This window comes from Mesorhizobium sp. LHD-90 (genome assembly GCF_030929505.1).
In the GTDB taxonomy this organism is placed as follows: Bacteria; Pseudomonadota; Alphaproteobacteria; order Rhizobiales; family Rhizobiaceae; genus Kumtagia.
The window spans coordinates 155,627-182,146 of sequence record NZ_JAVFVV010000010.1 but is presented as its reverse complement, the minus strand read 5'-3'; the positions used below and the strand labels follow the sequence as shown (position 1 = coordinate 182,146).

27 protein-coding genes are annotated in these 26,520 nt (G+C 65.0%); 18 read left to right on the top strand and 9 right to left on the bottom strand.

Annotated elements, in window-relative coordinates:
- Positions 1–64 precede the first annotated feature (64 nt).
- Entirely contained in the window at positions 65–1,420 is a 1,356-nt protein-coding gene (locus RB623_RS16140) for a ferric reductase-like transmembrane domain-containing protein (RefSeq protein ID WP_308057917.1), read from the top strand.
- 27 nt (positions 1,421–1,447) lie between these two features.
- Here the strand turns inward: RB623_RS16140 and RB623_RS16135 are convergent, their stop codons facing one another.
- A complete protein-coding gene (locus RB623_RS16135) occupies positions 1,448–1,666 on the bottom strand; it encodes a winged helix-turn-helix domain-containing protein (protein ID WP_308057916.1) in 219 nt (72 codons plus the stop codon).
- A 5-nt stretch (positions 1,667–1,671) separates the two neighbouring features.
- On the bottom strand, positions 1,672–1,827 hold the full coding sequence (locus RB623_RS16130) for a hypothetical protein (RefSeq protein WP_308057915.1): 156 nt from the start codon (positions 1,825–1,827) through the stop codon (positions 1,672–1,674).
- 104 nt (positions 1,828–1,931) lie between these two features.
- On the opposite strand from RB623_RS16130, the gene RB623_RS16125 reads away from it, so the two are divergent.
- Complete coding sequence (locus tag RB623_RS16125) at positions 1,932–3,131, top strand: GGDEF domain-containing protein (RefSeq protein WP_308057914.1); 1,200 nt, start codon at positions 1,932–1,934, stop codon at positions 3,129–3,131.
- Between the two features lie 39 nt (positions 3,132–3,170).
- Here RB623_RS16125 and RB623_RS16120 read toward each other — a convergent pair whose 3' ends face one another.
- Both RB623_RS16120 and RB623_RS16115 read right to left on the bottom strand, forming a co-directional pair.
- Positions 3,171–4,088 (bottom strand): SMP-30/gluconolactonase/LRE family protein, encoded by a 918-nt coding sequence (locus RB623_RS16120; RefSeq protein WP_308057913.1) that lies wholly within the window; start codon positions 4,086–4,088, stop codon positions 3,171–3,173.
- Between the two features lie 175 nt (positions 4,089–4,263).
- Positions 4,264–4,413, bottom strand: coding sequence for a hypothetical protein (locus tag RB623_RS16115; RefSeq protein WP_308057912.1), 150 nt, complete (start codon positions 4,411–4,413; stop codon positions 4,264–4,266).
- A gap of 226 nt (positions 4,414–4,639) precedes the next feature.
- Between RB623_RS16115 and RB623_RS16110 the strand changes: the two genes are divergently transcribed.
- Genes RB623_RS16110 through RB623_RS16100 form a run of 3 tightly spaced genes read left to right on the top strand, consistent with a single transcriptional unit; the run spans position 4,640 to position 7,569 of the window.
- A complete protein-coding gene (locus tag RB623_RS16110) occupies positions 4,640–5,878 on the top strand; it encodes a phosphopentomutase (RefSeq protein ID WP_308057911.1) in 1,239 nt (412 codons plus the stop codon).
- Positions 5,871–6,764 (top strand): bifunctional DNA-formamidopyrimidine glycosylase/DNA-(apurinic or apyrimidinic site) lyase, encoded by an 894-nt coding sequence (gene mutM / locus RB623_RS16105; RefSeq protein ID WP_308057910.1) that lies wholly within the window; start codon positions 5,871–5,873, stop codon positions 6,762–6,764. The genes RB623_RS16110 and mutM overlap by 8 nt, the downstream gene beginning before the upstream one ends.
- A gap of 31 nt (positions 6,765–6,795) precedes the next feature.
- On the top strand, positions 6,796–7,569 hold the full coding sequence (locus RB623_RS16100; protein WP_308057909.1) for an enoyl-CoA hydratase: 774 nt from the start codon (positions 6,796–6,798) through the stop codon (positions 7,567–7,569).
- Positions 7,570–7,632: 63 nt separating this feature from the next.
- On the opposite strand, the gene RB623_RS16095 is transcribed toward RB623_RS16100, so the two are convergent.
- Positions 7,633–9,684, bottom strand: coding sequence for a calcium-binding protein (locus RB623_RS16095; RefSeq protein WP_308057908.1), 2,052 nt, complete (start codon positions 9,682–9,684; stop codon positions 7,633–7,635).
- Between the two features lie 463 nt (positions 9,685–10,147).
- Here RB623_RS16095 and rpsT point away from each other — a divergent pair, with 463 nt between their 5' ends.
- From rpsT to RB623_RS16065, 6 genes are all read left to right on the top strand, one after another.
- Positions 10,148–10,414 carry a 30S ribosomal protein S20 gene (rpsT, locus tag RB623_RS16090; protein WP_308057907.1) on the top strand — a complete coding sequence of 89 codons (267 nt, stop codon included), beginning with the start codon at positions 10,148–10,150 and terminating at the stop codon, positions 10,412–10,414.
- Positions 10,415–11,207: 793 nt separating this feature from the next.
- Positions 11,208–12,746: a chromosomal replication initiator protein DnaA gene (dnaA, locus tag RB623_RS16085; RefSeq protein ID WP_374121689.1), complete on the top strand. Its 1,539-nt coding sequence runs from the start codon at positions 11,208–11,210 to the stop codon at positions 12,744–12,746.
- A gap of 205 nt (positions 12,747–12,951) precedes the next feature.
- Positions 12,952–14,070, top strand: a complete 1,119-nt coding sequence (gene dnaN, locus RB623_RS16080) for a DNA polymerase III subunit beta (RefSeq protein ID WP_308057905.1) — start codon at positions 12,952–12,954, stop codon at positions 14,068–14,070.
- Positions 14,071–14,091: 21 nt separating this feature from the next.
- Positions 14,092–15,237, top strand: coding sequence for a DNA replication/repair protein RecF (gene recF, locus RB623_RS16075; protein WP_308057904.1), 1,146 nt, complete (start codon positions 14,092–14,094; stop codon positions 15,235–15,237).
- Positions 15,238–15,355: 118 nt separating this feature from the next.
- Positions 15,356–16,942 carry an apolipoprotein N-acyltransferase gene (lnt, locus tag RB623_RS16070; RefSeq protein ID WP_308057903.1) on the top strand — a complete coding sequence of 529 codons (1,587 nt, stop codon included), beginning with the start codon at positions 15,356–15,358 and terminating at the stop codon, positions 16,940–16,942.
- A 116-nt stretch (positions 16,943–17,058) separates the two neighbouring features.
- Complete coding sequence (locus RB623_RS16065; protein WP_308057902.1) at positions 17,059–17,478, top strand: helix-turn-helix transcriptional regulator; 420 nt, start codon at positions 17,059–17,061, stop codon at positions 17,476–17,478.
- A gap of 107 nt (positions 17,479–17,585) precedes the next feature.
- Here RB623_RS16065 and RB623_RS16060 read toward each other — a convergent pair whose 3' ends face one another.
- Entirely contained in the window at positions 17,586–17,798 is a 213-nt protein-coding gene (locus RB623_RS16060) for a hypothetical protein (protein WP_308057901.1), read from the bottom strand.
- Positions 17,799–17,835: 37 nt separating this feature from the next.
- Between RB623_RS16060 and RB623_RS16055 the strand changes: the two genes are divergently transcribed.
- From RB623_RS16055 to RB623_RS16040, 4 genes are all read left to right on the top strand, one after another.
- A complete protein-coding gene (locus tag RB623_RS16055) occupies positions 17,836–18,117 on the top strand; it encodes a hypothetical protein (RefSeq protein ID WP_308057900.1) in 282 nt (93 codons plus the stop codon).
- An 84-nt stretch (positions 18,118–18,201) separates the two neighbouring features.
- Positions 18,202–18,945: a sulfite exporter TauE/SafE family protein gene (locus RB623_RS16050; protein WP_308057899.1), complete on the top strand. Its 744-nt coding sequence runs from the start codon at positions 18,202–18,204 to the stop codon at positions 18,943–18,945.
- A 193-nt stretch (positions 18,946–19,138) separates the two neighbouring features.
- Positions 19,139–20,404: a methionine adenosyltransferase gene (gene metK, locus RB623_RS16045; RefSeq protein WP_308057898.1), complete on the top strand. Its 1,266-nt coding sequence runs from the start codon at positions 19,139–19,141 to the stop codon at positions 20,402–20,404.
- Positions 20,405–20,420: 16 nt separating this feature from the next.
- A complete protein-coding gene (locus RB623_RS16040) occupies positions 20,421–21,122 on the top strand; it encodes a tRNA (guanine(46)-N(7))-methyltransferase TrmB (RefSeq protein ID WP_308057897.1) in 702 nt (233 codons plus the stop codon).
- On the opposite strand, the gene RB623_RS16035 is transcribed toward RB623_RS16040, so the two are convergent.
- Genes RB623_RS16035 through RB623_RS16025 form a run of 3 tightly spaced genes read right to left on the bottom strand, consistent with a single transcriptional unit; the run spans position 21,103 to position 23,453 of the window.
- On the bottom strand, positions 21,103–21,330 hold the full coding sequence (locus tag RB623_RS16035) for a hypothetical protein (RefSeq protein WP_308057896.1): 228 nt from the start codon (positions 21,328–21,330) through the stop codon (positions 21,103–21,105). The two genes, RB623_RS16040 and RB623_RS16035, sit on opposite strands and share 20 nt — an antisense overlap.
- 21 nt (positions 21,331–21,351) lie before the next feature.
- The gene (locus tag RB623_RS16030) at positions 21,352–22,779 is read right to left on the bottom strand and encodes a sensor histidine kinase N-terminal domain-containing protein (RefSeq protein ID WP_308057895.1); all 1,428 of its coding nucleotides are present in this window, start codon (positions 22,777–22,779) and stop codon (positions 21,352–21,354) included.
- On the bottom strand, positions 22,776–23,453 hold the full coding sequence (locus RB623_RS16025) for a response regulator transcription factor (RefSeq protein ID WP_308057894.1): 678 nt from the start codon (positions 23,451–23,453) through the stop codon (positions 22,776–22,778). Before RB623_RS16025 ends, RB623_RS16030 begins: the two co-directional genes overlap by 4 nt.
- A gap of 106 nt (positions 23,454–23,559) precedes the next feature.
- Here RB623_RS16025 and RB623_RS16020 point away from each other — a divergent pair, with 106 nt between their 5' ends.
- The 3 genes from RB623_RS16020 (at position 23,560) to RB623_RS16010 (ending at position 26,369) form a co-directional block, all read left to right on the top strand.
- On the top strand, positions 23,560–24,627 hold the full coding sequence (locus RB623_RS16020; RefSeq protein ID WP_308057893.1) for an ABC transporter substrate-binding protein: 1,068 nt from the start codon (positions 23,560–23,562) through the stop codon (positions 24,625–24,627).
- Between the two features lie 315 nt (positions 24,628–24,942).
- Positions 24,943–25,887, top strand: a complete 945-nt coding sequence (locus RB623_RS16015; RefSeq protein ID WP_308057892.1) for a tripartite tricarboxylate transporter substrate-binding protein — start codon at positions 24,943–24,945, stop codon at positions 25,885–25,887.
- Positions 25,884–26,369 carry a tripartite tricarboxylate transporter TctB family protein gene (locus tag RB623_RS16010; protein ID WP_308057891.1) on the top strand — a complete coding sequence of 162 codons (486 nt, stop codon included), beginning with the start codon at positions 25,884–25,886 and terminating at the stop codon, positions 26,367–26,369. The genes RB623_RS16015 and RB623_RS16010 overlap by 4 nt, the downstream gene beginning before the upstream one ends.
- Positions 26,370–26,520: the final 151 nt, after the last annotated feature.

The window sequence follows — 26,520 nt, the reverse complement described above, 5'->3', positions numbered from 1 at the left end:
CAATGTTTCACCGCTCTGTATAAGATTTGTGGCGATGTTTCAGCCGAACTGAGGTGGAGCCTGCATGAGCCACATCAAGATTGCATTCTGGAGCACGCTGGCTCTGCTCACCGTTCTCTGGTTCGCGGCCGACCCGTTCGCCCTGCAAGCTTCAGGGGTCTTTGGGCTGCGCGGGCCGATGGTCCAGTTCAGCGGCCTGCTCGCGATGACCTGTATGAGCGTCGCCATGATCCTCGCGCTCCGGCCGCGGTGGCCGGAGCGCTGGATCGGCGGGCTCGACAAGATGTACCGCCTCCACAAGTGGCTGGGCATCGGCGCACTCGTGCTGGCCATCGCCCATTGGCTCTGGGTGGAGGCGCCGAGATGGGCCGTCGGCTTGGGTTGGCTCACTCGCCCGGAGCGAGCCGCGCGGCCGGCTGCCTCCGGCGAGATAGAGGCGACTCTGCGATCATGGCGTGGGACCGCCGAGGGCGTCGGCGAATGGGCCTTCTACGCCGCCGTGCTGCTGATCGCAGTGGCTCTCATCCAACGCATTCCCTATCGCCTCTTCTACAAGACCCACCGTCTTCTGGCTGCTGTCTACCTGGTCCTGGTCTTCCACACTGTGGTGCTGCTCAACTTCCGCTACTGGACTTCGCCGCTGGGCGTGGTCATGGCGGTTCTCCTGGCCTGCGGGACATGGGCCGCGATTGTGGTGCTCGCGCGCCGTGTCGGCGCCAGCCGGAAGGTGGACGGCACGGTCAGCCGGCTGCATTACTTTCCCGGCCTTCGCGTAATCGAAGGCGAGATTGACGCGCCACAAAATTGGCCGGGCCACAAACCCGGACAATTCGCCTTCGTCACCTGGGACGAAGCCGAGGAGGCGCACCCATGCACGATTGCCTCCACCTGGAACCCTTCCGAGCACCGGCTGACCTTCATCACCAAGGAACTTGGCGACTTCACGCGGCGGCTTCCCGAGGCCCTGCATATCGGGCAGCCGGTGAAGGTGGAGGGCCCCTATGGCTGCTTCACCTTCGACGACGGCCGCCCACGACAAATCTGGATCGGCGGCGGCATCGGCATCACCCCCTTCATTGCCCGCATGAAGCAGCTCGCGATGGATCGACAGGCCTATTCCGGCCGACAGCACGCACAGGAAATCGATCTCTTCCATGCCACCTCCGATTACAGCGAGGAGGCAATCGACAAGCTCACGGCCGACGCGGAGGGCGCAGGCGTGCGCCTGCACGTATTCTATGACAAGCGCGATGGCAGGCTCGCTGGTGACCGGCTCCGCGCGGCCGTCCCTGGCTGGCGCGACGCCAGTGTCTGGTTCTGCGGTCCCGTTGGCTTCGGAGCGGCGCTGCGTGACGATCTCGCTCGCCACGGTCTGCCGGTGGACGAGCGCTTCCACCAAGAACTGTTCGCGATGCGGTGAATGAGACAACGACTGGCGACAGGACGTCTAACCAGGTTCGTAGACGTAGCCTTCGCCCCTGACCGTCACCAGGACCTTGGGTTCGTCGGGATCCACTTCGATCTTGTTGCGCAGCCGCGTGATGCGGATGTCGATGCTGCGGTCGCCGGGCTCGAGGTCGCGGTTGTGCGCCAGCATGCTCAGCCGTTCCCGCGACAGGATCTGCCTGGGATGGCGCAGGAGCACCGCGATCAGTTCGTATTCCATCGCCGTCAGGGCACGTCGGCGCCCTCGACGGTAACGATCCGGCGTTCGTCGGGATGCAGCACGCAGCGGCCGAACCGTATCAGTTCCTCGTGCTCGGCATCGTCGGTCACCAGCCGCCTGAGCACGCTGCAAGCCAGACCTCGCCGAATCCCTGATGCCACGTCGCGTCCGCAGCACACTAAATAGGCTGTGGCTGGCCCGGCAATGCAACCGTTTCTTCCCCAGCGTTAAGCGGATGTAAATCGAAGCGGTATAGCGCGGATACGTGCAGCTCGATCTCTACACCGTTCTGATCGTTTCGCAGTTCGTCATCAGCCTATGCGGACTGTTCTTTCTCGCGGAGTATCTGCGCGAACAATCGATCCCCAGCCGCTGGTTCGCCTGCGCGTTCATCCTCGCTCCGAGCGCTCCGATCTTCTACTTCGCGGCAATCGCCAACAGCGAATGGCAATGGGGATATCCGGTCGGCAACGGTGTCGCGACCATGGCGGTTGCTTTCACCTGGATTGGCGCCCGCAGTTTCAACGGCCGCAGCACGCCATGGTGGATCGCCATCGCCGCACCATGGGCCATGGTGCTTTCGGTCCTGCTCGTAGTACGCGACCTCGGCCCCTGGAGCGGCGTGATCCCGTTCCTGCTCACCTTCAGCCTGTTCAGCTTCCTCTCGGCCAGTGAATTCTGGCGGGGTGCCGATGGCGAACCGCGGTTGCGCAACTCGATCATCCTGACCGCGACCTGTGCGGTCAACGGGCTGTTCTATCTCTGCCGCGCGCTCGCCTACTGGCAGCTCGGCCCGGAGGACAGCCTTTTCCTTGCCGTCTTCGGCGCGGAAACCGCCACGCTGGTGCTGATGCTGCTGGTGATAGCGTCGAGCTTCAGCCTGATCCTGCTCGGCAAGGAACGCGCGCAACTGACGATCCGGCACGCGGCGACGCATGACGGCCTCACCAACGTCCTCAACCGGGGCGAGTTTATCCGCCAGGCCTCCGCCCTGATGCGGCAGATGTCGGCGCGGCCCGTGCCCGTCGCGGCGCTGCTGGTCGACCTCGATCACTTCAAGAAGATCAATGACCGCTTTGGGCATTCGGCCGGCGATCAGGTTCTCACCGCCTTCGCCGGCATCGCCAAGGCCAGCCTGCGATCCGGGGACATATTGTGCCGCTACGGCGGAGAGGAATTCGCCGTGTTCCTGCCGCATGCGGACGCCGATGCCGCCATGACGGTCGCCGAACGCATTCGCATGAATTTCTGCGCCGGCACGGCGCCCATCCTCAAATCGGTGCAGCCGACGGCCAGCATCGGCCTGGCGGCGTCGCGCTCCGCCGCCGACTTTCCGTCGCTTATCGCCCGTGCCGACAAGGCGCTCTACCTGGCCAAATCCACCGGCCGCAACCGCACCGTCGCGAGCGGCGAGATCGAGGAAAGCAGGCCGGAGCCGGACACCCATGCCAAGGCGGCCGGCTGACTTTCGGCCCGCTGCCTCGCAGCCTCCCCGACGTCAGGCTCAATAGGTCTTGGCGCCGTTCACCATCAGGCGCACCCTGTAGAGCGAGGTCGTGCCGCAGATATAGAGCATGTTGCGCTTGGGGCCGCCGAAGACACAATTGGCGACGACTTCCGGCACCTTGACCTTGCCGATCAGCGTGCCATCCGGATCGTAGCAATGCACGCCGTCCGCCGCACTCGTCCAGATGCGGCCGTCGGCGTCCAGCCGGAAACCGTCGAACAGGCCGGCGGTGCATTCGGCGAAGACGCGCCCGCCGGAAACCTTGCCTTTCTCGTCGACGTCGAAAACCCGCATGTGGGCGGGGTGATGCGCGCCGTGCGTGCGGCCGGTGTCGACGACGTAGAGCTGCCGCTCGTCGAGCGAAAAGGCGATGCCGTTCGGCCGCACCATGTCGGTGATCACGGCTTCCACCGCGCCGCTTTGCGGATCCACCCGGTAGACATGGCAGGCGCCGATCTCGCTCTCGGCCTTGTCTCCCTCGTAATCACTGTCGATGCCGTAGGATGGATCGGTGAACCAGATCGAGCCGTCGGAGCGCACCACCGCGTCGTTGGGCGAGTTCAGCCGCTTGCCGTTCCAGCGGTCGGCGATGGTGGTGATCGAGCCGTCGAACTCGGTGCGGCTCACCCGCCGGCCGCTGTGTTCGCAACTCACCAGCCGGCCCTGGCGGTCCGTGGTGTTGCCGTTGGAATTGCCGCACGGCTCGCGGAAGACGCTGACGCCGCCGTCGGTCTCGTCGTAGCGCAGCATGCGGTTGTTGGGGATGTCCGACCAGATCAGGTAGCGGCCGGCGGCGAAATAAGCCGGGCCTTCCGCCCAGCGGCATCCGGTGTACAGTTTTTCCACCTGTCCGGTGCCGTTGAACAGGCGCGCGAAGCGCGGGTCGAGAACGTCGTAATAGTCGGCGGCGGCCATGTTTCCCCCTCGTCATCTTGGTTCGCCGGGCTCGAAAAATCCTCCGCCATTCTTCCGCATGATCGCGGCAGACGGCCAACCCGGCTTGCACGCGGCAAACTAGCGGCGGGGGATTTCAAAATCGAGCCCTGTCGCGCCGGAAAAAGCAGGTGCGGTTTGGCAGAGCAGTTTGCCTTCACGGGCACGGCCGCCGGCCGCCGGAATCACAGAGGTTCATGGCCGATCGCGTCTGCATCGGATCGACGTCGTTCCTGACGATTTCCGCCAGGGCGACGCCGAAGCCGGCGGCGAGCATCAGGACCACGACAAGACGCAGAACAGACATGTGGCACTCCCTCCAATCGGACATGCTCACTATGCGCCGGCTTTCCTGAACCGTGGCTGGCCGGCTTGTTCAGGGTCGGTTCAAACACCTTTATGAAGGATTAATTCTTATCCCGACGGCCGATCGCCCCGCACGGGAAGCAGTCGGACGTGTTTTCCGCGCCGTTTGCCAACCGGCGCGGCCCGGCCTATGTCTTGGGGCCGTCAACCCTCCGAGCTCAGCAACCATGGCGCGCGCCTTCCTCTTCGTTCTGGATTCCTTCGGTGTCGGCGGCGCTCCCGACGGGATGCGCTTCGGCGACCAGGGATCGGACACGCTCGGCCACATCGCGCGGGCAGCAGCCTCCGGCGGCGCCGACCGCGACGGCCTGCGGCAAGGGCCGCTGGCGCTTCCGGTCATGGCCTCGCTCGGCCTCGGCGAGGCGGCGCGCGTCGCCACCGGCGTGGATCCGCTGGCTCCCGCGAAACTGGCCGGCGGCGCCTTCCACGGCGCGGCCCAGGAGATTTCCAACGGCAAGGACACCATCACCGGCCATTGGGAGATCGCCGGCGTGCCTGTCCCCTTCGACTGGGGCTATTTTCCCGACACGGTTCCCGCCTTCCCGGCGGAACTGCTCGACGCCATCGTCCGGCAAGCCGGCCTTCCCGGCACGCTGGCCAACCGCCATGCCTCCGGCACCGAGGTGATCGAAGTCTACGGAGAGGAACATCTGCGCACCGGCAAGCCGATCGTCTACACCTCGGTCGATTCCGTCATCCAGATCGCCGCCCACGAAAAGCATTTCGGGCTGGCGCGGCTTTACGATCTGTGCAAGACGGCGCGCAAACTGGTCGATCCGCTCAACATCGGCCGCGTCATCGCCCGCCCCTTCGTCGGCGACACCGCCAAGACCTTCGAGCGCACGCCCAACCGGAAAGATTTCGCCGTGCCGCCGCCCGAGCCGACCATTTTGGACCGTGTCGTCGCGGCAGGCGGAAGGACGCTGTGCATGGGCAAGATCGGCGATATTTTTACCCACCGCGGCGTCAGCGAGGTCCGCAAGGCCGCCGGCAACCTGCCGCTGTTCGACAAGACGCTGGCCGCAATCGACGACGCGCGAGACGGCGACCTCGTCTTCGCGAATTTCGTCGACTTCGACACCGAATTCGGCCACCGCCGCGACGTCGCCGGTTATGCAGCCGCGCTCGAAGCTTTCGACCGACGCCTGCCCGAGGCCGTCGCAAAACTCCAGACCGGCGACCTGCTGCTGCTGACCGCCGACCACGGCTGCGACCCGACCTGGCACGGCACCGACCACACGCGCGAGCGGGTGCCGATCTTCGGCATCGCGCCCGGTGCTCCCGGCGGCTCGGTCGGACTGCGCAATTCCTATGCCGATATCGGCGAGACCGTGGCCGCGCATCTCGGCCTGGAAAAGGGCGCGCACGGCGTCTCCTTCGTTAACAAGATCGCCGGCCATGCCTGAACTGCCCGAGGTAGAGACCGTCCGGCGCGGGCTGCAGCCGGTGATGGAGGGCGCGCGCATCGAGCGCATCGAGTTGCGCCGCAAGGATCTGCGCTTCCCATTTCCCGCGCGTTTCGCCCAGCGGCTGGAAGGCCGCACCATCCGCGGGCTGGGGCGGCGCGCCAAATATCTGCTGGTCGACGTCGCCGAGGCGCCGGCGCTGATCTGCCATCTCGGCATGTCCGGCTCCTTCCGCATCGAGCGCGACGAGGTCCCCGGCGCCCTGCCCGGCCAATTCCATCACGAACGGTCGAAGGCGGCGGCGCACGATCATGTCGTCTTCCACCTGGCGCCCCCAAGCGGCGCGCCGGCGCGCGTCGTCTTCAACGATCCGCGACGCTTCGGCTTCATGCTGTTCGCCGAGGACGGCATCGACAAGCATCCGATGCTCTCCGGCCTCGGGCCGGAGCCGACAGGCAACGCGCTGGACGGCGCGCTGCTGCGCGAACTGCTCGACGGACGCGTCGCGCCGCTGAAAGCCGCCCTACTCGACCAGCGGACGATCGCCGGCCTCGGCAACATCTATGTCTGCGAGGCGCTGTGGCGGGCGAAACTGTCGCCGACCCGCGCCGCCGGCAGCATCGCCGGCAAGGGAAAGCAGCAGATAGCGCGCAGCGATGCGCTGGCCGAGGCCATCCGCGCGGTGATCGCCGAGGCCATCCAGGCCGGCGGCTCGTCGCTGCGCGACCATATCCAGGCGGACGGTTCGCTCGGCTATTTCCAGCATTCCTTTTCCGTCTACGACCGCGAGGGCGAGCCCTGCCCGCGCCTGGCCTGCACCGGCCAGGTCGAGCGGGTCGTGCAGTCCGGCCGCTCGACCTTCTATTGCCGGGCCTGCCAGAAGTAGGCTACTCGCTCCAGCAAACGGGAGAAGCGCCATGGCTTACGAAACCATCATCGTCGAAACCCGCGGCAAGGTCGGGCTGATCACGCTCGACCGGCCCAAGGCGCTCAATGCGCTGAACACCCAGGTGCTTTCGGAACTGCTGGCCGCCGTCGAGGCGTTCGAGGCGGACCAGAAGATCGGCGCCATCGTGCTGACCGGCTCGGAAAAGGCCTTTGCCGCCGGCGCCGACATCAAGGAGATGCAGTCGCGCAGCTACGCGGAAATGTATCTCGCCGACTTCTTCAGCGGATGGGAGCAGTTCACCCGGCTGCGCAAGCCGATCATTGCCGCGGTTTCAGGCTATGCGCTCGGCGGCGGTTGCGAGCTCGCCATGATGTGCGACTTCATCATCGCCGCAGACACCGCGAAATTCGGCCAGCCGGAGATCACGCTTGGCGTCATGCCCGGCATGGGCGGCTCGCAACGCCTCACCCGCTTCGTCGGCAAGTCGAAGGCGATGGACATGTGCCTCACCGGCCGCATGATGGATGCGGCCGAAGCCGAGCGTTCAGGTTTGGTGTCGCGCGTGGTACCAGCCGGCGAGTTGATCGAGGAAGCGCTGAAGGCCGCGGCGAAGATCGCCGATTTCTCGCTACCGGCGGTGATGATGACCAAGGAGGCGGTCAACCGCGCCTACGAGACGACGCTCGGCGAGGGCCTGCGCTTCGAGCGGCGGCTGTTCCACTCGCTGTTTGCCTTCGAGGACCAGAAGGAAGGCATGGCGGCCTTCGCCGAAAAGCGCTCGGCCAATTTCCAGAACCGGTAATGTCCGCCGCAGCACCAGGCGGGCGTTCGAACGATTTCGGACCGCTCCGTTCGGCTTGCGCGGCTAAAACACGATGAAATCCGCGTTGGTCAGCGCCAGGCCGATCGAGAGCGTCGCGAATTTGACGGCCCCGTTGCCGCCGGCGCCATCGGCGTCGTAGCTCAGCGCTCCGGTCACGTCGTTGTAGATGATGCGGTGATCCGCCGTTGTCGGCGCAGCGCCGATGTGGAAGGCATTTGCTGCGAGTGTCCCCGGTGCCCCGGCAGCCGCAAATATCCGGGCGTCCAGCCGCACCGTATCGTCGGCAACGTTGAAGTCGGTGATCGTGTCGGTATTCGTCGCCGAATTTGGACTGGAGCTGAACACAAAACTGTCCGCGCCGGCGCCGCCTGTCAGCTTGTCGTTGCCGCCGTAGCCCCTCAGCGTGTCGTTGCCGCGGCCGCCGTCGATGGAATTTTGCAGTGAATTGCCGGAAAGGCTGTCGCCGGCAACCGAACCGAGAAGATGCTCGATAGAGACAAAGGTGTCGCCAAGCGCATCGCCGGTGTTATTGGCGACGTTTGCGAAGCTGACGACCACACGGGCGGCAGCGTCGGCATAGGACGCGGTGTCCTCGCCCGATCCTCCGTTCAACTTGTCCGCGCCTGCGCCGCCGCTCAGAATGTCGTCGGAGTAGCCGCTGGAAAGGTCGTCGACGCCGTCCCCGCCGCTCAGCGTGTCTCTCCCATCCGCCGACGTGAGCCTGTCGTTCCCGGCGCCGCCGATCAACGTGTTCGTTTCGCCGTAGGCGAAGGATACCTGGTCGCTGATCACGTCGTCGCCCGCGCCGCCGTCCAGTACGTCGTTGCCATAATACCCGTCGAGCGAGTCATTGCCCTCGCCGCCGTAAAGCGTGTCGTCGCCGCGCACGCCCTCCAGCCGGTCTTTGCCCGTGCCACCGTGGAGGATGTCGTTCCCCTCCGAACCGAACAGGTAGTTGTCGTTGTTGTCGCCAAAAAGTTCGTCGTCGTGGGTGCTGCCCACCAGGCCGACGATACCGAAGTAGGTGTCGCCGGCCGCGTCGCCGGTATTGATCGTGGGATCTGCCAGCGAGGCAATGATGGCGGTTGTCGCGCCGTCATAGACTGCATCGTCATCGCCGCCGGCGCCGATCAGCTTGTCCGCGCCCGCGCCTCCCACCATGAAATCGTGGCCCGCCCCGCCCCTGAGCTCGTCGTTGCCGGCTTCTCCGTAAAGCTCGCTCGTTCCATCTCCGGCTTCCAGCCGGTCATTGCCGGCGCCACCGTACAGGACGTCGCGGCCCTCTCCGCCGATGAGCACATTGGCGCCGGAGTTGCCGTAGAGCACGTCGTTGTTTTTCGACCCGATCAGCCCTTCGATGGAATTGTAGGTGTCGCCCTTGGCGTCCGAACTGTTGACCGACGGATCCTGAAGGCTGGCGTGCAACCAGGAGTACTCGACGAATGGGGCGGCCGAATAGTCCGCGAAATCGAATCCCGTGCCGCCGCTCAAATAATCGCCGCCGGCGCCGCCTTGCAGCGTGTCGTTGCCATCGCCGCCGTATAGGTTGTCGTTTGCCCCGCCGCCCGTCAGAAGATCGTCTCCACCGTAGCCCCTCAGTGAATCCGCCTTGCTTCCCCCGTCAAAACGGTCCGCACCGCCGGCACCGTTATAAGTCCATGAAAGCCCATTAAAATAAGTGGTCAGGGGCGCGATGTTGCCCGCCAGCGTCTGTTGAATCAGGCTGCCGTTCGTGGCCGCGTTGATCGACAGCCCCGAAATCTCCAGCACCAGCGGCCCGGACGGCGGATAACTGCCGCCGAATACGACCCCCTCCAGAACGACAAGCATCGAGGTGATGGTGCCGCCATTCGGTAACCCGCCTCCATAGGTTAGCCCGGCTCCCTCGAAGACCAGGCTGAGGGGGCGCAGCGTGAACTGGCCGGGACTGCCTTGCGTCGAGGCGCCCCAGACGAAGCCGGTTGTGGTCGCATGAATGAGGCTGCTTCCGCCGATCTCGGCTGCGTGGTCGATCTGCTCGAGCGGCGAGAACGCACTCCATCCATAGCCGGACGGAATGCTGTCGGCGGACGCATGCTGGACAGCCAGGACCATCTGGTCTCCTCCTCACCAAAACAGAGAGCCGGTTTATTCTTTAGGATTTCTCCAGAAGAGCATAGCCACATGACACTTTCAACGCAGAATTGCAGTTTCTTTTCACCCCTCCAAAATGACTTCTTTGCAATCGACGGGCCTAATACTTTCAATGTCACTCGTTGCATGACCGCAAGACGCTGGCACTGTTCTCACCCTGCCCTGCCGGCCGCGCCGGGCGGGCCGTGCGGGAACCTGCCCCGCCGGCCGGTGGCAACCGGGATCTGCCTGCGATGAACGCAAGAAACGCTCGACGAAACCGGCGCCGCCCGCGACTTACGAGAGATATCCGAAACAGCGTTGACGGAATTGGAAAGCTCGACTATAAGCCGCGCCAGTCAGGGCGGCCTTTGGCTGCCCGATATTTTTTTGCGCTCCGGACGACCGCGTTCGAGCGTTTACCACTAAGATCGAGAGAGGCAACATGGCCAACACGTCCTCGGCCAAAAAAGCTACGCGCAAGATCGCCCGCCGCGCCGCGATCAACAAGAACCGGCGCTCGCGCGTCCGCACCTTCGTACGCAAGGTCGAGGAGGCGCTGGCCGCCGGCGACAAGGCCGCAGCAACCGCCGCCTTCCAGGCCGCACAGCCCGAATTGATGCGCGCCGCCACCAAGGGCGTCCTGCACCAGAACACCGCGTCGCGGAAGGTTTCGCGCCTCGCGCAGCGTGTCAAGGCCCTCTCTGCCTGACCGCCAACAAGCAACCGAACGCATCTGTGAAACCCGGCCCTTGCGGCCGGGTTTTTGTTTGCCGCGAAAGACGGGCGCATGCTAGCGTCGCCAGCGTCCGACATGACGTTACGGCATAGGTAAAACCTCCCGCGAGGTATATCGAAAATCTAATATTATATCTCCGCTAGCTCATGTTCATAAATATGCCTCAATCGCTTTTCTCCATCTGTTTCAGTACGTTAACCATAGTTTATCCACAGGCCGTCCACAGCCGGAAGCGCCGCCTCCGGGCTGCCGTTATTGTCAAGCGGTTTATTTCAAAATATTTCGTCGGCGCGGTTGTTTGCGGGCCTTTGCGGATAAGGTTTTGAATCACAAGGCATCGGGATTGGCGTTCGGCCAGATGACCCCCGAAATCGGCATTTTCGTTGCCGGCAAACCTTAAAAAACAGTTATTGCCTCTCTTGCGAGGACGGCCTTGGGTTCGGTAAGGTCCGCCCATCGATAAGACGGGCTGACAGCCAATCAATCCTGAAGAAGCGGCGGGATGCGTATCGCGGAGCTTGCTCCGTGCTCGGAGAAGGTTTGCGTCTTTTCGAGTAGCGTATGGGGTTGCACGAGCGTTGTAACGCGTTCACTCCGGTTCCGGCCGGAGGGTGGTGTTTATTGTCATGAGGCGGGCGCCGTCGCGGCTTCGTGCAGTGGCGGTTTGGGGAAACGGTTTGCGCCCAGGCGCTGACGAAACAGGGTCTGTCTCTCCGGGTTGAGCGGCACCGGAGAGGACAGCGAAAGGATGACGGAGGTGGACGAAATGCGCAGCAGCGTAGAGGGGGAAGCAAGAACGAGCTTTCCTTTCCCAATGAATCCGATCGAGGGGACGACTATGGCGATGGCGGCATCCAGCGGCGTTGACGGCGTGTTCGAGCGAGTCAAGACGCAGTTGAAGGCCCGGCTCGGCAGCGAGGTTTATTCGAGCTGGTTCGCCCGCATGAAGGTCGCTGAAGCGTCGAAGGGGCTTGTACGCATCTCCGTGCCCACCGCGTTCCTGCGCTCCTGGATCAACGGCCACTATCTCGATCTGGTGCTGGACCTCTGGCGGCAGGAGGAGCCGGCCGTGCTGAAGGTCGAGTTCGTCGTCCGGTCGGCGACGCGGCCCGCGCCGGTCGCGCCCGACGCCGAGACGCACGGCCCGCGCAAGCCGGTCCGTCAGGCCCACACCACGCTGTCGACGAGCGCAACTCCGCTCGGCGGCATGGACCGCGATGCGGGCAAACGCGCGCTGCCCGCCGATGCCGACGCCAAGTCGAGCGTGCTCGGCTCGCCGCTCGACCCGCGCTACACTTTCGAGTCCTTTGTGGAAGGCCCCTCGAACCGCGTCGCGCTGGCGGCGGCCAAGGCCGTGGCGGAGTCCGCCTCGCGCTTCAACCCGCTGTTCCTGCATGCCTCGGTCGGCCTGGGCAAGACGCATCTGTTGCAGGCGATCGCCGCCGAAGCGGTGCGCCAGAACGGCAAGTCGCGCGTCGTCTATCTGACGGCCGAATATTTCATGTGGCGCTTCGCCACCGCGATCCGCGACAACAACGCACTGACGCTCAAGGAGCAGTTGCGCGACATCGACCTGCTGATCATCGACGACATGCAGTTCCTGCAGGGCAAGTCGATCCAGAACGAGTTCTGCCACTTGATCAACATGCTGCTCGACAGCGCCAGGCAGGTCGTGGTGGCCGCCGACCGGCCGCCGGCGGAGCTTGAATCGCTGGAGCCGCGCGTGCGCTCGCGGTTGATTGGCGGCGTCGCGCTGGAAATGTCGGCGCCGGACTACGCCATGCGTCTCGGCATGCTGAAGATGCGGCTCGCCGCATCAAAGGCCGACGACCCGGCAGTCGCAATTGCCGACGACGTGCTCGACCACATCGCCCGCACCGTCACCGGCAGCGGCCGCGAGCTGGAAGGCGCGTTCAACCAGTTGCTGTTCCGCCAGAGTTTCGAGCCGAACATCTCGATCGACCAGATCGACGACATTCTGCGCCACATGTACCGGTCGAGCGAGCCGAAGCGACCGCGCATCGAGGACATCCAGCGCATCGTGGCGCGCCATTACAATGTGTCGAAGACCGAACTCCTGTCGAACCGGCGCACCCGCACCATCGTCAAGCCGCGGCAGGTCGCCATGTACCTCGCCAAGGTGATGACGCCGCGTTCGTTGCCGGAAATCGGCAGGCGGTTCGGGGGCAGAGACCACACGACGGTCTTGCACGCCGTGCGCAAGATCGAGGATCTGTCCGGCAACGACAATTCGCTGGCGCAGGAGTTGGAACTGCTGCGCCGCCTGATCAGCGACCAGGCTTGATCAGCGCACAGCCGGCAGAGGCCGGTCCTGCCTGCCTGCCGGCAAAGGTTGTCCACAACGCCCGCGGATCGGCCCAACAGCCGGTGCGCGGGCTTGCTTTCATGGACCGTTTCCTGTCAGTTTGCAGCAGATTCCAGCCTGGGTTCGGCAGCGCGGAAAATGACCGTCGCTGTTTCACTCTCAAGCAATTCGAGCCTTTGTCGTCATGCGTGTAATCCTCGAACGCTCCAATCTCCTGAAGTCCCTCAACCACGTCCATCGCGTGGTCGAACGGCGCAACACCATCCCGATCCTTTCCAACGTCATGCTGGCGACGGAAGGCAACAGCCTGGAGATGAAGGCGACCGACCTCGACCTGGAGATAACCGAGGCGACACCCGCCCAGGTGGAGCGCGCCGGCGGCACCACCGTGCCCGCCCACCTGCTCTACGAGATCGTGCGCAAACTGCCCGAGGGCGCGGAGGTCATGCTGCGCACCGACGACGACGGCAGCGCCATGTCGGTGGTGGCCGGCCGCTCGAGCTTCCGGCTGCAATGCCTGCCGCAGTCCGATTTTCCGCAGCTCACCGCCGGTTCGTTCAGCCACATCTTCCGCATGGATGCCGCCGTGCTGAAGAAGCTCATCGACAAGACGCAGTTCGCCATCTCCACCGAGGAGACGCGCTACTACCTCAACGGCATCTACCTGCATGCGGTCGAGACCGGCGGCAAGCTGAAGCTGCGTTCGGTCGCCACCGACGGCCATCGCCTGGCGCGCGCCGAGATGGACGCACCCGCCGGCACCGAGGGCATGCCCGGCATCATCATCCCGCGCAAGACCGTCAACGAGTTGCAGAAGCTGGTTGATGTGCCGGACGTCGCTGTCGCCGTCGAACTGTCCGACACGAAGATCCGTTTCACCATCGGCGGCGTCATCCTGACGTCCAAGCTGATCGACGGCACGTTCCCGGACTACCAGCGCGTCATCCCGACCGGCAACGACAAGAAGCTGATCATCGACCGCGAGACGTTCGCGCGCGCCGTCGACCGCGTCTCGACCGTGTCGTCGGAGCGCGGCCGCGCGGTAAAACTGTCGATCGCCGACAGCCAGGTGACGCTTGCCGTCAACAATCCGGATTCCGGCAGCGCCACGGAGGAACTGGCCGCCGAGTACGAGGCTGACGCCATGGAGATCGGCTTCAACGCGAAATACCTGCTCGACGTGGCGGCGCAGCTCGGCGGCGAGAACGCCCGCTTCATGTTGGCCGACGCCGGCTCGCCGACGCTGATCTACGATACCGCCGACGAAGACACCTTGTACGTGCTGATGCCGATGCGCGTCTGAGTGCGCGTCGCCCTTGATCCGATGAACGATACTCCGGCGCCGGTCCGCCTCACCAGGCTGCGGCTGACCGATTTCCGCAACTACGCGTCGCTCGACCTCGCGCTGCAGCCCCGGCCGGTGGTGTTTGCGGGCGACAACGGCGCCGGAAAGACAAATCTCCTCGAAGCCATCTCGCTGCTGGCGCCCGGGCGAGGATTGCGGCGCGCCACTTATGAAGAGGTCGCGCGCGCGGGCAGCGAGGGCGGCTTCGCCATCCACGCCGTGCTCGACGGGCCCTTCGGCCTGACCGAGATCGGCACCGGCACGATGGGCTCGGCCGGGTCGGAGGGCGGGCGAAAGATCCGCATCAACGGCGCCGCCGCCAAAGGCGCCGACGCGCTGCTCGAATGGGTGCGGGTGGTCTGGCTGACGCCGGCGATGGACGCCCTCTTCACCGGACCGGCGGCGGATCGCCGACGTTTTCTCGACCGCCTCGTGCTCGCGGTCGATCCCGGCCACGGCCAGCGCGCGCTCGACTACGAGAAGGCGATGCGCGGCCGCAACCGCCTGCTTGCCGAGGACAGCCGCGACCATCGCTGGCTGTCGGCAATCGAGGCACAGATGGCCGAAACCGGCGTGGCCATCGCCGCCGCACGGGTCGAGTTGCTCCGGCTTCTGGCCGCCATGATCGGGCGCATGCCCTCCGACGGGCCGTTCCCGCAGGCCGACATCGCGCTGTCCGGGGCCGTCGAAGGCGCTATCGCGACAAGCTCCGCCACCGAGGTGGAAGAAGGCTACCGCCGCAGCCTCGCCGGCGGCCGCGCCGCTGACCGCGCCGCCGGGCGCACGCTGGAAGGCCCGCACCGTTCCGACCTCCTCGTCCGCCACCGGCCGAAAGACATGGCCGCCGAGTATTGCTCCACCGGCGAGCAGAAGGCGCTTCTGGTCGGCATGGTGCTCTCCCATGCGCGTCTGGCGGGCGAGATTTCCGGCCAGGTGCCGCTGGTGCTGCTCGACGAAATCGCCGCGCATCTCGACATCCGCCGTCGCGCCGCGCTGTTTGCGATCCTCGACGACATCGGCTGCCAGACCTTCATGACCGGCACGGAGGCCTCGCTGTTCTTCAGCCTTGCCGGCAGGGCGCAATTCTTGACGGTGGAGAAGGGCCGAGTGTTCGAGGCGGGGTGACCGCGCGGGGCCTTGCGTCTCGATTGCGCGCACGACAACCTGCGCCCCTTTGGCGTTCGCGCCGCGCGCGCCATGCTGGTAAACCTGCCTTGGGGGTGATTCGCGACGGGGACTGCGCATGGAGCGCCTGGCTGGGCGTATTATGTTGCTGTGGGGGTGGCGCCGCGCTTTTGCCGCGTTCCTGGCCGGCGCTTTCGCGGTGCTGATGCAGGCGCCTTACGATTTCTTCGCCGCCGGCTTCGTCTCGTTCCCGGTGCTGGTCTGGCTGCTCGACGGCGCCACCGCGCCGGCGTCGTCCGGGCTATTGCGCCGCTTCCGGCCGGCCTTCGCCGTCGGCTGGTGGTTCGGCTTCGGCTATTTTCTCGCCGGCCTGTGGTGGATCGGCGGCGCGCTCCTGGTCGAGGCCGAGAACTTCGCCTGGGCCCTGCCCTTCGCAGTGCTCGGCGTGCCGCTGATGCTGGCCTTTTTCTACGGCTTCGCCACCGCCCTGGCGCGGCTGCTCTGGAGCGACGGCATCGGCCGCATCGGCGCGCTCGCCTTCGGCTTCGGCGTCGCCGAATGGCTGCGCACCTTCCTGTTCACCGGCTTTCCGTGGAACGCCATCGGCTACGCGGCGATGCCGGTGCCGCTCTTGATGCAGAGCGTGTCGGTCGTCGGGCTGATCGGCATGAACGCGCTCGCCGTGTTCGTCCTGGCCATGCCGGCGCTGCTTTCGGGCCAGCGCCACCTGCGCTTCGGGCTGTCGCTGGCGTTGCTTCTCGTCCTCGCCCATGCAGGCTTCGGCTCCTGGCGGCTGGCCCAGACCGAGCAAGGCGACCGTAGACTGGTCGTGCGGGTGGTGCAGCCCAATGTCGACATGTCGCGCAAATGGGACGCCGCGGAAGAGGACAAGGTTTTCGGCGACCTGATGCGCATGAGCGCCGAGGCGCCGGCCGAGGGCCGGCCGAAACCGCAACTGATCGTCTGGCCGGAGACCTCGGTGCCCTTCCTGTTCACCGACCGTCCCGACGCGCTCGCCGCCATCGGCGCGATGCTGACGGAGGGCCAGATGCTGCTCGCCGGCGCGGTGCGCTCCGAGGGCGACGGCTCGCAGGGCGCGACGCTTTACTACAATTCAGTGGTCGCCATCGACGCCGGCGGGGAAATCGTGAATGCGATAGACAAGATTCACCTCGTGCCGTTCGGCGAATATCTGCCTTTCGCCGATGTTCTGGAGCGTATCGGCCTCAAGCAGATCGTCGCCGGACCGATGAACTTTGCTGCGGGGACTCTTCGCAAGCCGGTCGCCTTGCCCGGAAACGTGCTGGCTACACCATTTATCTGCTATGAAATCATTTTCCCGAAGCTTGTGGCTATTGACGTTTCATCCAGTGATATTATTGTGAATGTCACGAATGACGCGTGGTTTGGAAATACGCCTGGTCCCTACCAGCATTTCCGTCAGGCGCAGGTCCGGGCCGTAGAGACAGGACTGCCAGTCGTGCGGGCCGCGAATACGGGCATATCCGGTGTGATCGACCGCCGCGGCCGCGTGATCGATGCCTTGGCGATAGATGCCCGGGCCTATTTCGACGTCGATGTTTCGTTGCCGGCGCAGACCGGCCGACCGGCATTGCGGGCCGGGTTTGTCGGGCTCGTCATCGTCGGGCTGTTCGGCCTTATTTCGGCGGGAATCGCCGTTGCACGACGCATCGTGCGGAATTGACAGACTGTATATTAGAAACTCATATTCTACCGGCATTCGGCCATGGTACGACGTGGCGTGCCTGGGCCGGAGGGGAACGATAACAAACCCAACAAGCCGCGAACGGCGAGGGAAAGATGGACGGTAAAGAGAACAAGAAGAAACCCAACCCGACCGATGTGCACGTCGGCAGCCGGATCAGACTTCGCCGAAACATGCTTGGCATGAGCCAAGAAAAACTCGGCGAAACCTTGGGAATCACTTTCCAGCAGATCCAGAAATACGAGAAAGGCACCAACCGCGTCGGCGCCAGCCGGCTGCAGGCGATTTCCGAGATTCTCGGTGTCCCCGTCTCGTTCCTGTTCGAAGATGCGCCGGGGCATGAAAGCGCCGCCAAGGGCTTCGCGGAAGACAGCACGGCAACGCTGGCGCTCGATTTCGCCACCAGCACCGAAGGGCTCCAACTCAATCGCGCCTTCGTGCGCATCAGCGAGCCCAAGGTGCGGCGCAAGATCATCGAACTGGTGAAGGCGCTGGCGGCCGAGGAACACGAGTAGCCGGCGATCCAGGACCGGATCGTCGGCCTTCTTCCCACGTCCGACCGAAAATATCCGTCCGGCTGGAATCCGTCGCCTCCGGCATAGGCCGGCGTCGCGCTGGGGCGTCAGAATCGTTCCTGCGGGGTGTCGCCATGCCACCGTTGCTTGCGGACAATGGACAAAAGGCTTTCCGAACACCTATCCTCCTCGCCTGCAAGCGGCGAGGAGGGGATTTTGAGGATCGCGATGACGCCCTCGGCTTTCAGGCTGATGGTGGTGTTGAATTTTATCGTTCCAATGGCCGGACTGGCCATCGAGATCACGGGGTCGCCGTTCACCCTTGCTATGCCTGTCACGAGGTCCGAGGGTATCCTGTTGGCGATGCTCGTGGCGGTTCTGGCGCTAATCGTGGCCATCACCATCGGCCTCTGTCTTTTCGCCAGATGGTCCAGGCCCGCGGCTCTGGCGCTCACCGCGTTGGGGCTTGCGGCGATCGCTTTCTCCGACCCCTCTGCGAACGATGGATACGTCGAAGCGCTATCGGAACTGTCGTCCTTGCTGACCGGCGCGGTCCTCGCGGCGGCATACTGGTCCCCGGTCGGCAGGCTGTTCGAGCCCGGCAGTGCCGAGGCCGACCTGGAGAGCGTGTTCAGCTAGCGGGCAGCGATTTCGAGTTTTGGAGCATCGGATTTCCAACTCTCGCTGTCGACGCCCTCCGCGAAAACCCGCTAGACAGGCGGCATGACCGATCTGCCACTCCTGCTGACGATCGCCGCAACCTTCTTCGTCGCCGGCACTGTCAAGGGCGTCACCGGCATGGGGCTGCCGGTGGTGGCGATGGGCGTGCTCGGCGCGCTTCTGTCGCCGCTTGCAGCCGCCAGCCTGCTGATCGCGCCGTCCTTCGTCACCAATGTCTGGCAGCTTGTTTCCGGACCGGATTTTTCCGGACTTCTCCGGCGGCTGTGGCCGATGATGCTCGCCATCGTCGCCGGCGCGGCGCTTGGTTCCTCGGTGCTTGCCGGCGGCAGCACGGTGCTCTCCACGGCAGCGCTCGGCGCCACGCTCGTCGTCTACGCGGCCTACACCTTGCTTGCCCGGCAGCTCCGCGTGCCGGCGCGGCTGGAACCAACACTGTCGCCGGCGATCGGCTTCGCCACCGGCCTGGTGACCGGCAGCACCGGCGTCTTCGTCATTCCGGCCGTGCCCTATCTGCAGGCGCTCGGCCTCGAAAAGGAGGATCTCGTCCAGGCGCTCGGGCTTTCCTTCACGGTCTCGACCATCGCGCTTACCTCGGCGCTGGCGCTGCGCGGTGCGCTCGTCGTCGACAATCTGGCGCTCTCGGTGCTGGCGGTCGTCCCGGCTCTGGCCGGCATGGCGGCCGGGCAATTCGTCCGCCGCAAGGTCAGTCCGCAGACCTTCCGGCGCTGGTTCCTGGTCTGCCTGCTGCTGCTCGGCGCCGAAATGTTTTCGCGGCCGCTGCTGTGAGCGGCTCCAGCCACACGACCGCCTTGAACCGGCTTCCACATGGGCGAGTGTGGCGTTCCGGGCAATTCAAGGCATTTAATTCCAAACTGGCCCACCTCCCTTGCCGCTCGCGGGCTTGACGCGTCGTAGCCGTCCCCGCTATCGGGTTGCGGCCCGGCGTCCTGCCGACGCGGCCTTTCAAGAGGGGACACCCGTGACTCGCCAGAACTATCTCTTCACGTCCGAATCCGTGTCCGAAGGACACCCCGACAAGGTATGCGACCGTATCTCCGACGAAATCGTCGATCTGGTCTACCGCGAAGCCAAGAAATCGGGGATGAACCCCTGGGATGTGCGCGTCGCCTGCGAGACGCTCGCCACCACCAACCGCGTGGTCATCGCCGGCGAAGTGCGCGTGCCCAAGTCGCTGCTGAAGCAGGACAAGGAAGGCAACGTCCTTGAGGACGCCAAGGAATTCCCGATCATCAATCCGTCGAAATTCAAGTCGGCCGCCCGCAAAGCCATCCGCGACATCGGCTACGAGCAGAACGGTTTTCACTGGAAGACCGCCAAGATCGACGTGCTGCTGCACGGCCAGTCGGCCGACATCGCCCAGGGCGTCGACAACGCCGCCGACAAGCAGGGCGAGGAGGGCGCCGGCGACCAGGGCATCATGTTCGGCTACGCCTGCAAGGAAACGCCGGACCTGATGCCGGCGCCGATCTATTATTCGCACAAGATTCTCGAACTGCTCGCCGCAGCCCGCCATGCCGGCAAGGGCGAGGTCGGAAAACTCGGCCCCGACGCCAAGAGCCAGGTCACCGTGCGCTACGAGAACGGCACGGCCGCGGAAGTCACCCAGATCGTGCTGTCCACCCAGCATATGGACGGGAGCTGGGATTCGAAAAAGGTGCGCCAGGTCGTGGAGCCCTATATCCGCGAGGCGCTGGGCGATCTGAAGATCGCCGACGACTGCAACTGGTACATCAATCCGACCGGCAAATTCGTCATCGGCGGCCCGGACGGCGACGCCGGCCTCACCGGCCGCAAGATCATCGTCGACACCTATGGCGGCGCGGCTCCGCATGGCGGCGGCGCCTTCTCCGGCAAGGACACCACCAAGGTGGACCGCTCTGCCGCTTATGCGGCGCGCTACCTCGCCAAGAACGTGGTGGCCGCCGGGCTGGCCGACCGCTGCACCATCCAGCTTTCCTACGCCATCGGCGTCGCCCAGCCGCTGTCGATCTATGTCGACCTGCACGGCACCGGCAAGGTCGACGAGGCCAAGCTCGAAAGCGCGCTGCGCACGGTCATGGACCTGTCGCCGTCCGGCATCCGCAAGCATCTCGACTTGAACAAGCCGATCTATGCCAAGACGTCCTCCTACGGCCATTTCGGCCGCAAGCCGGGCCGCGACGGCTCCTTCGCCTGGGAAAAGACCGATCTGGCGAAGGCGCTCAAGCAGGCTGTCGCCGCCTGACACAGGCCTGTATGCGATGAACCAGCCGGAACGGCCGAGCCGCGCCACCGAAGGCTTTTTCGGACGGCGGCGCGGCCGGCCCGTGGGGTCGCAGCAGGCCGTCGCCCTCGAGGAGGGGCTGCGCCGCTACCGCATCGACCTTTCCGTTCCGCCGCCCGCCGATCCGGCCGGTCTCTTCCCGGTCGCGGTTTCGGACATCCGCCTGGAGATCGGTTTCGGCGGCGGCGAGCATCTTCTGCACGCGGCCGCCACTGAGCCCGGCGTCGGTTTCGTCGGCGTCGAGCCCTTCGTCAACGGCATGGCGAAATTTTTGGCGCGGGTCGAGGCCGAGCCGCGCCAAAACCTGCGCGTCTACGACGACGACGCCATCCGGCTGCTCGACTGGCTGCCGCCGGCCTGCATCGGCCGGATCGATCTTTTTTATCCCGATCCCTGGCCGAAGAAAAAACACTGGAAACGGCGTTTCGTCAGCCGCGTCAATCTCGACCGTTTTGCCCGCGTGCTGAGACCCGGCGGCCTGTTCCGCTTCGCCTCCGACATTGACACCTATGTCAACTGGACACTGCAGCACTGCCGGACGCATCCGGATTTTTCCTGGCTGGCGAGCGAAGCCGACGACTGGCGCCTTCCCTATGCCGGCTGGCCCGGCACCCGCTACGAGGCGAAGGCGCTGCGCGAAGATCGCCGGCCGGCGTACCTCAGCTTTCGGCGGCGGTGATTTTCGCGGCTGTCGATCTGACCGCCGCGCCGCCGCTCGCGCGAAGTTCGCGCGCATGAAAACGTCGACGCAGCGAATGCCAAATGCCGGAAAAGAGGCGTGGCCCCGCGTTTTTGAGGGTCAGAATGAAGCCCACCGCGCGCTTTTCGCGTCGCGGTTTCGATAAATCTCTGAAATCGTTGAATCTTCCGGACTTCACGCGGTTCACGGCGCGCATCGGCACGCATAGTCAGACGGCTGCGCCGGGATCGCCGACCGTCATCTCCGATGTCGAAAATGCTTGCGGAAACAACACCTTGACGCTCAGCCCCCTGCGGCCAGCCGCCTGCGACAGGCCGAGCGAACCGCCGAACAGAGTTGCAATCTCCTCGACGATCGGCAGGCCGAGCCCCGCCCCCGGTTTTGCCGTGTCGCCACCGCGCGCGAACCGGCGCCGGACCCTCGAAATTTCTTCCGCGCTCAGTCCCGGACCGTTGTCCTCGACCTCCAGCAGAACCCCGTCCGCGCGGGCGACGCGCACCGTCACCTCGGCGCCGGATCCGGCGTAAGTGATTGCATTATCGATCAGATTCCGGATGAGCTCACCCATCAGCAGCGGCTCGGCCCGCACGAACAGTTCCTCCCCGCCCTCGAAGCCGAGATCGATGCCGGCGACGTTCGCCCGCATGATGTGGTCGGTGGCAATATCTCGCGCCAGCGCCGTAAGATTCAACGTTTCCAACGATTTAAGCTTTTCCGAAGCGGCTGCGTCGATCTTGGCCAGCAGCAAAAGTTGCGCCAGGATGCGCTCGGCATGCGCCACCGCCTCGTCGCCGGCCCGCGCCGCCGCCCTTGCCTCCTCCAGCGAGTTCGCTCTCGAAGAAAGCGCCAGTTGCGTGCGGATGATCGCCATCGGGGTGCGCAACTGGTGGCTGGCGTTTCCGGTGAAATGGCGCATCGCCTCCAAGGCCGAATTCAGTCGTGATATGAAGGAGTTGACCGTATCGACCAGGCCGCGCACCTCCTGCGGAACCACCTGCTCGATCGGCTTCAAATCGTCCGGGCTGCGCTCGGCGATGGCGTCCCGCAGCCGGTAAAGCGGCCGCAGCGAGGCCGTCACCGCGAACCAGACGATCAGCGCCGCGCCCGCGATCAGCACGCCCAGCCTCAGCGCCGAACGGATCAGGATCGCCCGCGCCAACTGGCTGCGCGCAATCGTTGTCTCGGCCACCGTCACCACGAAGGGGATGGAACTGGTTCCGGTCGAGGCCGAACGCGCCAGCACGGCCAGCCGGATCGGTTCGCCCCTGAAAGTGGAGTCCGCGTAAGCCGTTGTTTCCCTTGCAACTCCCTCGATGGTCGGCAAGGTCTCGTAGCCGGTGATGAATGTGCCTGGCGGCCCGTCGACGCGATAAAAGACGCGGTCCTGCGCGGCGGAGGTCAGCATCTCCAGCGCCACATAGGGGATATCCACTTCAAGCGCCGCGCCCTCGCCGACCACCACGCGCTCGGCGATCGCCAGCGCCGAACCGGCCAGAACCCGGTCCGAGACCGTGTTGGCGGTGGCGACCGCCTCGCGATAGGTGTCGGCCAGCGCCAACAAGCCGACCAGCACAAGCGGCGCCAGCAGCCAGGCGAGCAGCCGGCGGCGGAGCGAATAGGCCGCGCCACGCCTCATTCGCCGGGTTTCGATCGTTCGAGGTAATAACCGATGCCCCGCGCCGTCCTGACCGTCAGGCCATGCGGGGCGAGCCGTTTGCGCAGGCGGCTGACATATTGCTCGATGGCGTTGGCGCTGAGATCGTCGTCGAAGCCAGCCAGAGACTCGATAATCGCTTGTTTTGGAACGACTTTTCCCGAACGCAGGAACAGCGTTTCGAGCAGGCTGCGTTCGCGGGCAGGCAAGTCGATGGGCACTCCGCCGGCAGAAAACGAGCGGGCATTGAGGTCGAAGGTCACCTCCCCCACCGAGACCGTCGTCGCCTTCAGCCCGACCCGGCGGCGCAAAAGCATGCGCACCCGCGCCTCCAGCTCGTCCACGTCGAAAGGCTTTGTCATGTAGTCGTCGGCGCCGAGGTCGAGGCCGCGCACCCGCTCGTCCAGTTCGCCCCGCGCCGACAGGATCAGCACGCTGACGCCATCCTGCCTGGCTCGCACTGCGCGCAGAACATCGAGCCCGTCCATGTCCGGCAGGTTCAAGTCGAGCACCACGAGGTCGAAGCGTTCCGCAGCTAGCACAGCAACCGCCGCAGCGCCGTCGGCAACCGCGTCGACGGCATAACCGCCGCCCTTCAACACCGCCGTCAGCCCGCGGGCAAGTGCTGCATTGTCCTCCACGACCAGGATGCGCATCGACCCTCCTCACCTTCACATTAGAGCGGGACGAGTTTGGATTGAAGCATCCAGCCAGCGCGGACATGCTTGTGAACATCGCGCCCGCGAGGCATGTTTGCGTGCCATGCGCATCGCCATAGGCATCGTTGCCTTTATTCTCGGTTGCCTGCCGGCGCTCGCCGACCCGCTGGAGTTTCCGGCGCTCGACGGCAACGCCGACGCGCGCACACTCACCGTCTATTCCTCGCTCGACACGCCGATCGCCAGACCGATGATCGCCGGCTTCCAGAAGGCCAATCCGGGCGTCGCGGTGCACTACGAAGAAATGCTGACCAGCGACATCTACGACCGCATCGTCGCAGAGACCGACGCCGGCCGAAAAACCGCGGATTTCGCCTTTTCGTCGGCCATGGACCTGCAGGTGAAACTCGCCAATGACGGCTACGCCCAGCAGAGCGACCTGCCCGGCAGCGCGCACTGGCCGCGCTGGGCAAACTGGCGCAACACCGCCTATGCGCTGACCTTCGAGCCAGCCGTCTTCGTCTACCACAGACCGAGCTTTCGCGACGCGCCGCCGCCGGCGACGCGCGGCCAGTTCGTCGACTACCTCAAGGCTCAAGGCGACAAGGCTTTCGGGCGCATCGCCACTTACGACATTGAGCGCTCCGGCGTCGGCTTCATGTTCCTGTCGCGCGATCAGGAGCAATTCCCGGACATCTGGTCGGTGGTGCGCGCCATGGGCGGGGCCGGCGTAAAGCTCTATTCGACCAGTTCCGCCATTCTGGAGCGTATCGCCGACGGCCGCTTCGTGCTCGGCTACAACATCCTCGGCTCCTACGCCGCCGACTGGGCGGCGCACAATCCGGACATCGGCATCATGCTGCCGGAGGATTATACGATCGTCATGTCGCGCATCGGGCTTGTGCCGCGCCTCGCCGGGAATCCTGACCTCGGCCGCAAATATCTCGACTATTTCATGTCGGACGAAGGGCAAAGCATCATGGCGCGCGAGTTGCACATCGCTGCCGTCAATCCCGACATTTCCGGCGAAAACACCGCCAGTTCCATGCAGGAGGCGATCGGCGGGCAACTCCGTCCCGTGCCGGTCACGCCGGGCCTGCTGGTCTATCTCGACCAGGTGAAGCGGCAGCGGCTGATCAAGCGCTGGAACGAGGCGCTGCGCGGGCAGTAGAATTGTCCGGCAATGTCGGGCATGATCGGCTGTCGGTGTCAGCTAAATGACAGCTTGGCGCTGTAACGTGGCTCCCCAGTTGCCGTGGAGGCGGCAGGCTGAGGGGCCTGCGCAAACCTTGGACGGCAAAGGGGTTCGGGAGGACTTCGAAACATCTCATCGTGGGCTTTGGCCCAGCGACGCGGAACCGGCGAAAGGCTTCGGTCTTGTTCCGTGACCGTTTGGAGACACTCCACACCGGTCGGGGAACGCAAAAAAATGCCATTTCGGCGCGGCCGCACATCGCGGTTGCGCGCTACCCAAGGAGGAAATTCGGTGAAACATTTCGTCTTCGCAACGCTTCTGACCGGGCTGCTCGCCCTGCCGGCGCAGGCTGCCGACTACAAGATCCTGGCGCCAGCCGCTCCCGGCGGCGGCTGGGACCAGACGGCGCGATCCATGCAGGCGGCGCTCCAGGACGAGGGCATCTCGGGAAGCGTGCAGGTCACCAATGTGCCCGGCGCCGGCGGCACGATCGGGCTCGCCCAGTTCGTCAACCAGGCGAATGGCGACCCGACCCAGTTGATCGTCGGCGGCTACGTCATGGTCGGGGCGATCCTCACCAACGCCTCGCCGGTGACGCTCGAGCAGGTGACGCCGATCGCCCGGCTGACCGGCGAATACGAAGCGCTCGTCGTTCCCGCCGCCTCCGACATCAAGGACATGGCCGGCCTGGTCGAGAAGCTGAAGGCGGACCCCGGATCGGTCTCGTGGGGTGGCGGCTCCGCCGGCGGCACTGACCACATCACCGCCGGCCTGATCGCCAAGGCGATCGGCGTCGACCCCACCAAGGTCAACTACATCGCCTTCTCGGGCGGCGGCGAAGCGTTGGCCGCCATCCTCGGCAACCAGGTCACGGTCGGCATTTCCGGTTACGGCGAATTCGCCGAGCAGATAAAGGCCGGCACGCTGCGCATCATCGGCATCTCCAGCGACGAGCGCATCGCCGCCATCGACGCTCCGACCTTCAAGGAGAGCGGCGTCGACGTGTCGATCCAGAACTGGCGCATGGTCGCCGCTGCACCCGGCATCTCCGCCGAACAGAAGGCCGCCATCCTCGCCGACATCGAAAAGCTCAACGGCTCGGCCGCCTGGACGAAGACACTGGCCGACAAGGGCTGGGCCAACACCTATTTGGCCGGCGACGCCTTCTCCGAGCAGTTGAAGAAGGACACCGAGGCTACCGCCGCCATCCTCAAGGATATCGGCCTGGTGAAATGAGCCTCGGCGACAAACCGACAGCGGAGCGCCGCCCCGACCGGGCGGCGCTGGTCATTGCCGTCGTGCTCATCCTGGCCGGGCTGGGCATGGGTTTCGGGACGTTTACCGCAGGCGGCGTCGCCATGAACACGCCGGTGGGGCCCAAGACGGTGCCCTACATCATCGCCGGCGCGCTGGTCATCCTCGGCCTGTTCACCGTGGTCGGGGCGATGCGCGGCGATTTTCCCGAGCGCGAGAAGCAGGATTTTCCGCCCATGCTGTGGGTGGTCGGCGGGCTCGCCGTGCAGTTGCTGACCATGAAGACCGTTGGTTTCTCCATCGCCACCGGACTGCTGTTTGCCGCGACCGCAAAGGCGTTCGGACGCGGGCCGCTCTGGCTGACGATACCGGTCGGCATCGTGTTTTCCTTCGCCGTCTGGGTGATCTTCGCCAAGGGCCTGCAGCTTAGCCTGCCCGCCGGGCCGCTCGAACAGTTGTTTTAGGGTCTGTTGAGATTCACGCTTTGCGGAGCCGAAAATGGCGTTTTTCGAGAACCGAAGCGCAGTGTACGTGGAAGTACATGAGCATCGGAAGCGCAGAAAAGCGCCATTTGCAGGCCCGCAAAGCGCGAATATCAACAGAGCCTAGAAGCGG

What these genes read in the sequence shown, in the direction of transcription:
- RB623_RS16140 (WP_308057917.1), top strand. Translation starts at nt 65, where the DNA reads ATGAGCCACATCAAGATTGCATTCTGGAGCACGCTGGCTCTGCTCACC.
- RB623_RS16135 (WP_308057916.1), bottom strand. Translation starts at nt 1,666, where the DNA reads ATGGAATACGAACTGATCGCGGTGCTCCTGCGCCATCCCAGGCAGATC.
- RB623_RS16120 (WP_308057913.1), bottom strand. Translation starts at nt 4,088, where the DNA reads ATGGCCGCCGCCGACTATTACGACGTTCTCGACCCGCGCTTCGCGCGC.
- RB623_RS16115 (WP_308057912.1), bottom strand. Translation starts at nt 4,413, where the DNA reads ATGTCTGTTCTGCGTCTTGTCGTGGTCCTGATGCTCGCCGCCGGCTTC.
- RB623_RS16110 (WP_308057911.1), top strand. Translation starts at nt 4,640, where the DNA reads ATGGCGCGCGCCTTCCTCTTCGTTCTGGATTCCTTCGGTGTCGGCGGC.
- mutM (WP_308057910.1), top strand. Translation starts at nt 5,871, where the DNA reads ATGCCTGAACTGCCCGAGGTAGAGACCGTCCGGCGCGGGCTGCAGCCG.
- RB623_RS16100 (WP_308057909.1), top strand. Translation starts at nt 6,796, where the DNA reads ATGGCTTACGAAACCATCATCGTCGAAACCCGCGGCAAGGTCGGGCTG.
- RB623_RS16095 (WP_308057908.1), bottom strand. Translation starts at nt 9,684, where the DNA reads ATGGTCCTGGCTGTCCAGCATGCGTCCGCCGACAGCATTCCGTCCGGC.
- rpsT (WP_308057907.1), top strand. Translation starts at nt 10,148, where the DNA reads ATGGCCAACACGTCCTCGGCCAAAAAAGCTACGCGCAAGATCGCCCGC.
- dnaA (WP_374121689.1), top strand. Translation starts at nt 11,208, where the DNA reads ATGCGCAGCAGCGTAGAGGGGGAAGCAAGAACGAGCTTTCCTTTCCCA.
- dnaN (WP_308057905.1), top strand. Translation starts at nt 12,952, where the DNA reads ATGCGTGTAATCCTCGAACGCTCCAATCTCCTGAAGTCCCTCAACCAC.
- recF (WP_308057904.1), top strand. Translation starts at nt 14,092, where the DNA reads ATGAACGATACTCCGGCGCCGGTCCGCCTCACCAGGCTGCGGCTGACC.
- lnt (WP_308057903.1), top strand. Translation starts at nt 15,356, where the DNA reads ATGGAGCGCCTGGCTGGGCGTATTATGTTGCTGTGGGGGTGGCGCCGC.
- RB623_RS16065 (WP_308057902.1), top strand. Translation starts at nt 17,059, where the DNA reads ATGGACGGTAAAGAGAACAAGAAGAAACCCAACCCGACCGATGTGCAC.
- RB623_RS16050 (WP_308057899.1), top strand. Translation starts at nt 18,202, where the DNA reads ATGACCGATCTGCCACTCCTGCTGACGATCGCCGCAACCTTCTTCGTC.
- RB623_RS16040 (WP_308057897.1), top strand. Translation starts at nt 20,421, where the DNA reads ATGAACCAGCCGGAACGGCCGAGCCGCGCCACCGAAGGCTTTTTCGGA.
- RB623_RS16030 (WP_308057895.1), bottom strand. Translation starts at nt 22,779, where the DNA reads ATGAGGCGTGGCGCGGCCTATTCGCTCCGCCGCCGGCTGCTCGCCTGG.
- RB623_RS16025 (WP_308057894.1), bottom strand. Translation starts at nt 23,453, where the DNA reads ATGCGCATCCTGGTCGTGGAGGACAATGCAGCACTTGCCCGCGGGCTG.
- RB623_RS16020 (WP_308057893.1), top strand. Translation starts at nt 23,560, where the DNA reads ATGCGCATCGCCATAGGCATCGTTGCCTTTATTCTCGGTTGCCTGCCG.
- RB623_RS16010 (WP_308057891.1), top strand. Translation starts at nt 25,884, where the DNA reads ATGAGCCTCGGCGACAAACCGACAGCGGAGCGCCGCCCCGACCGGGCG.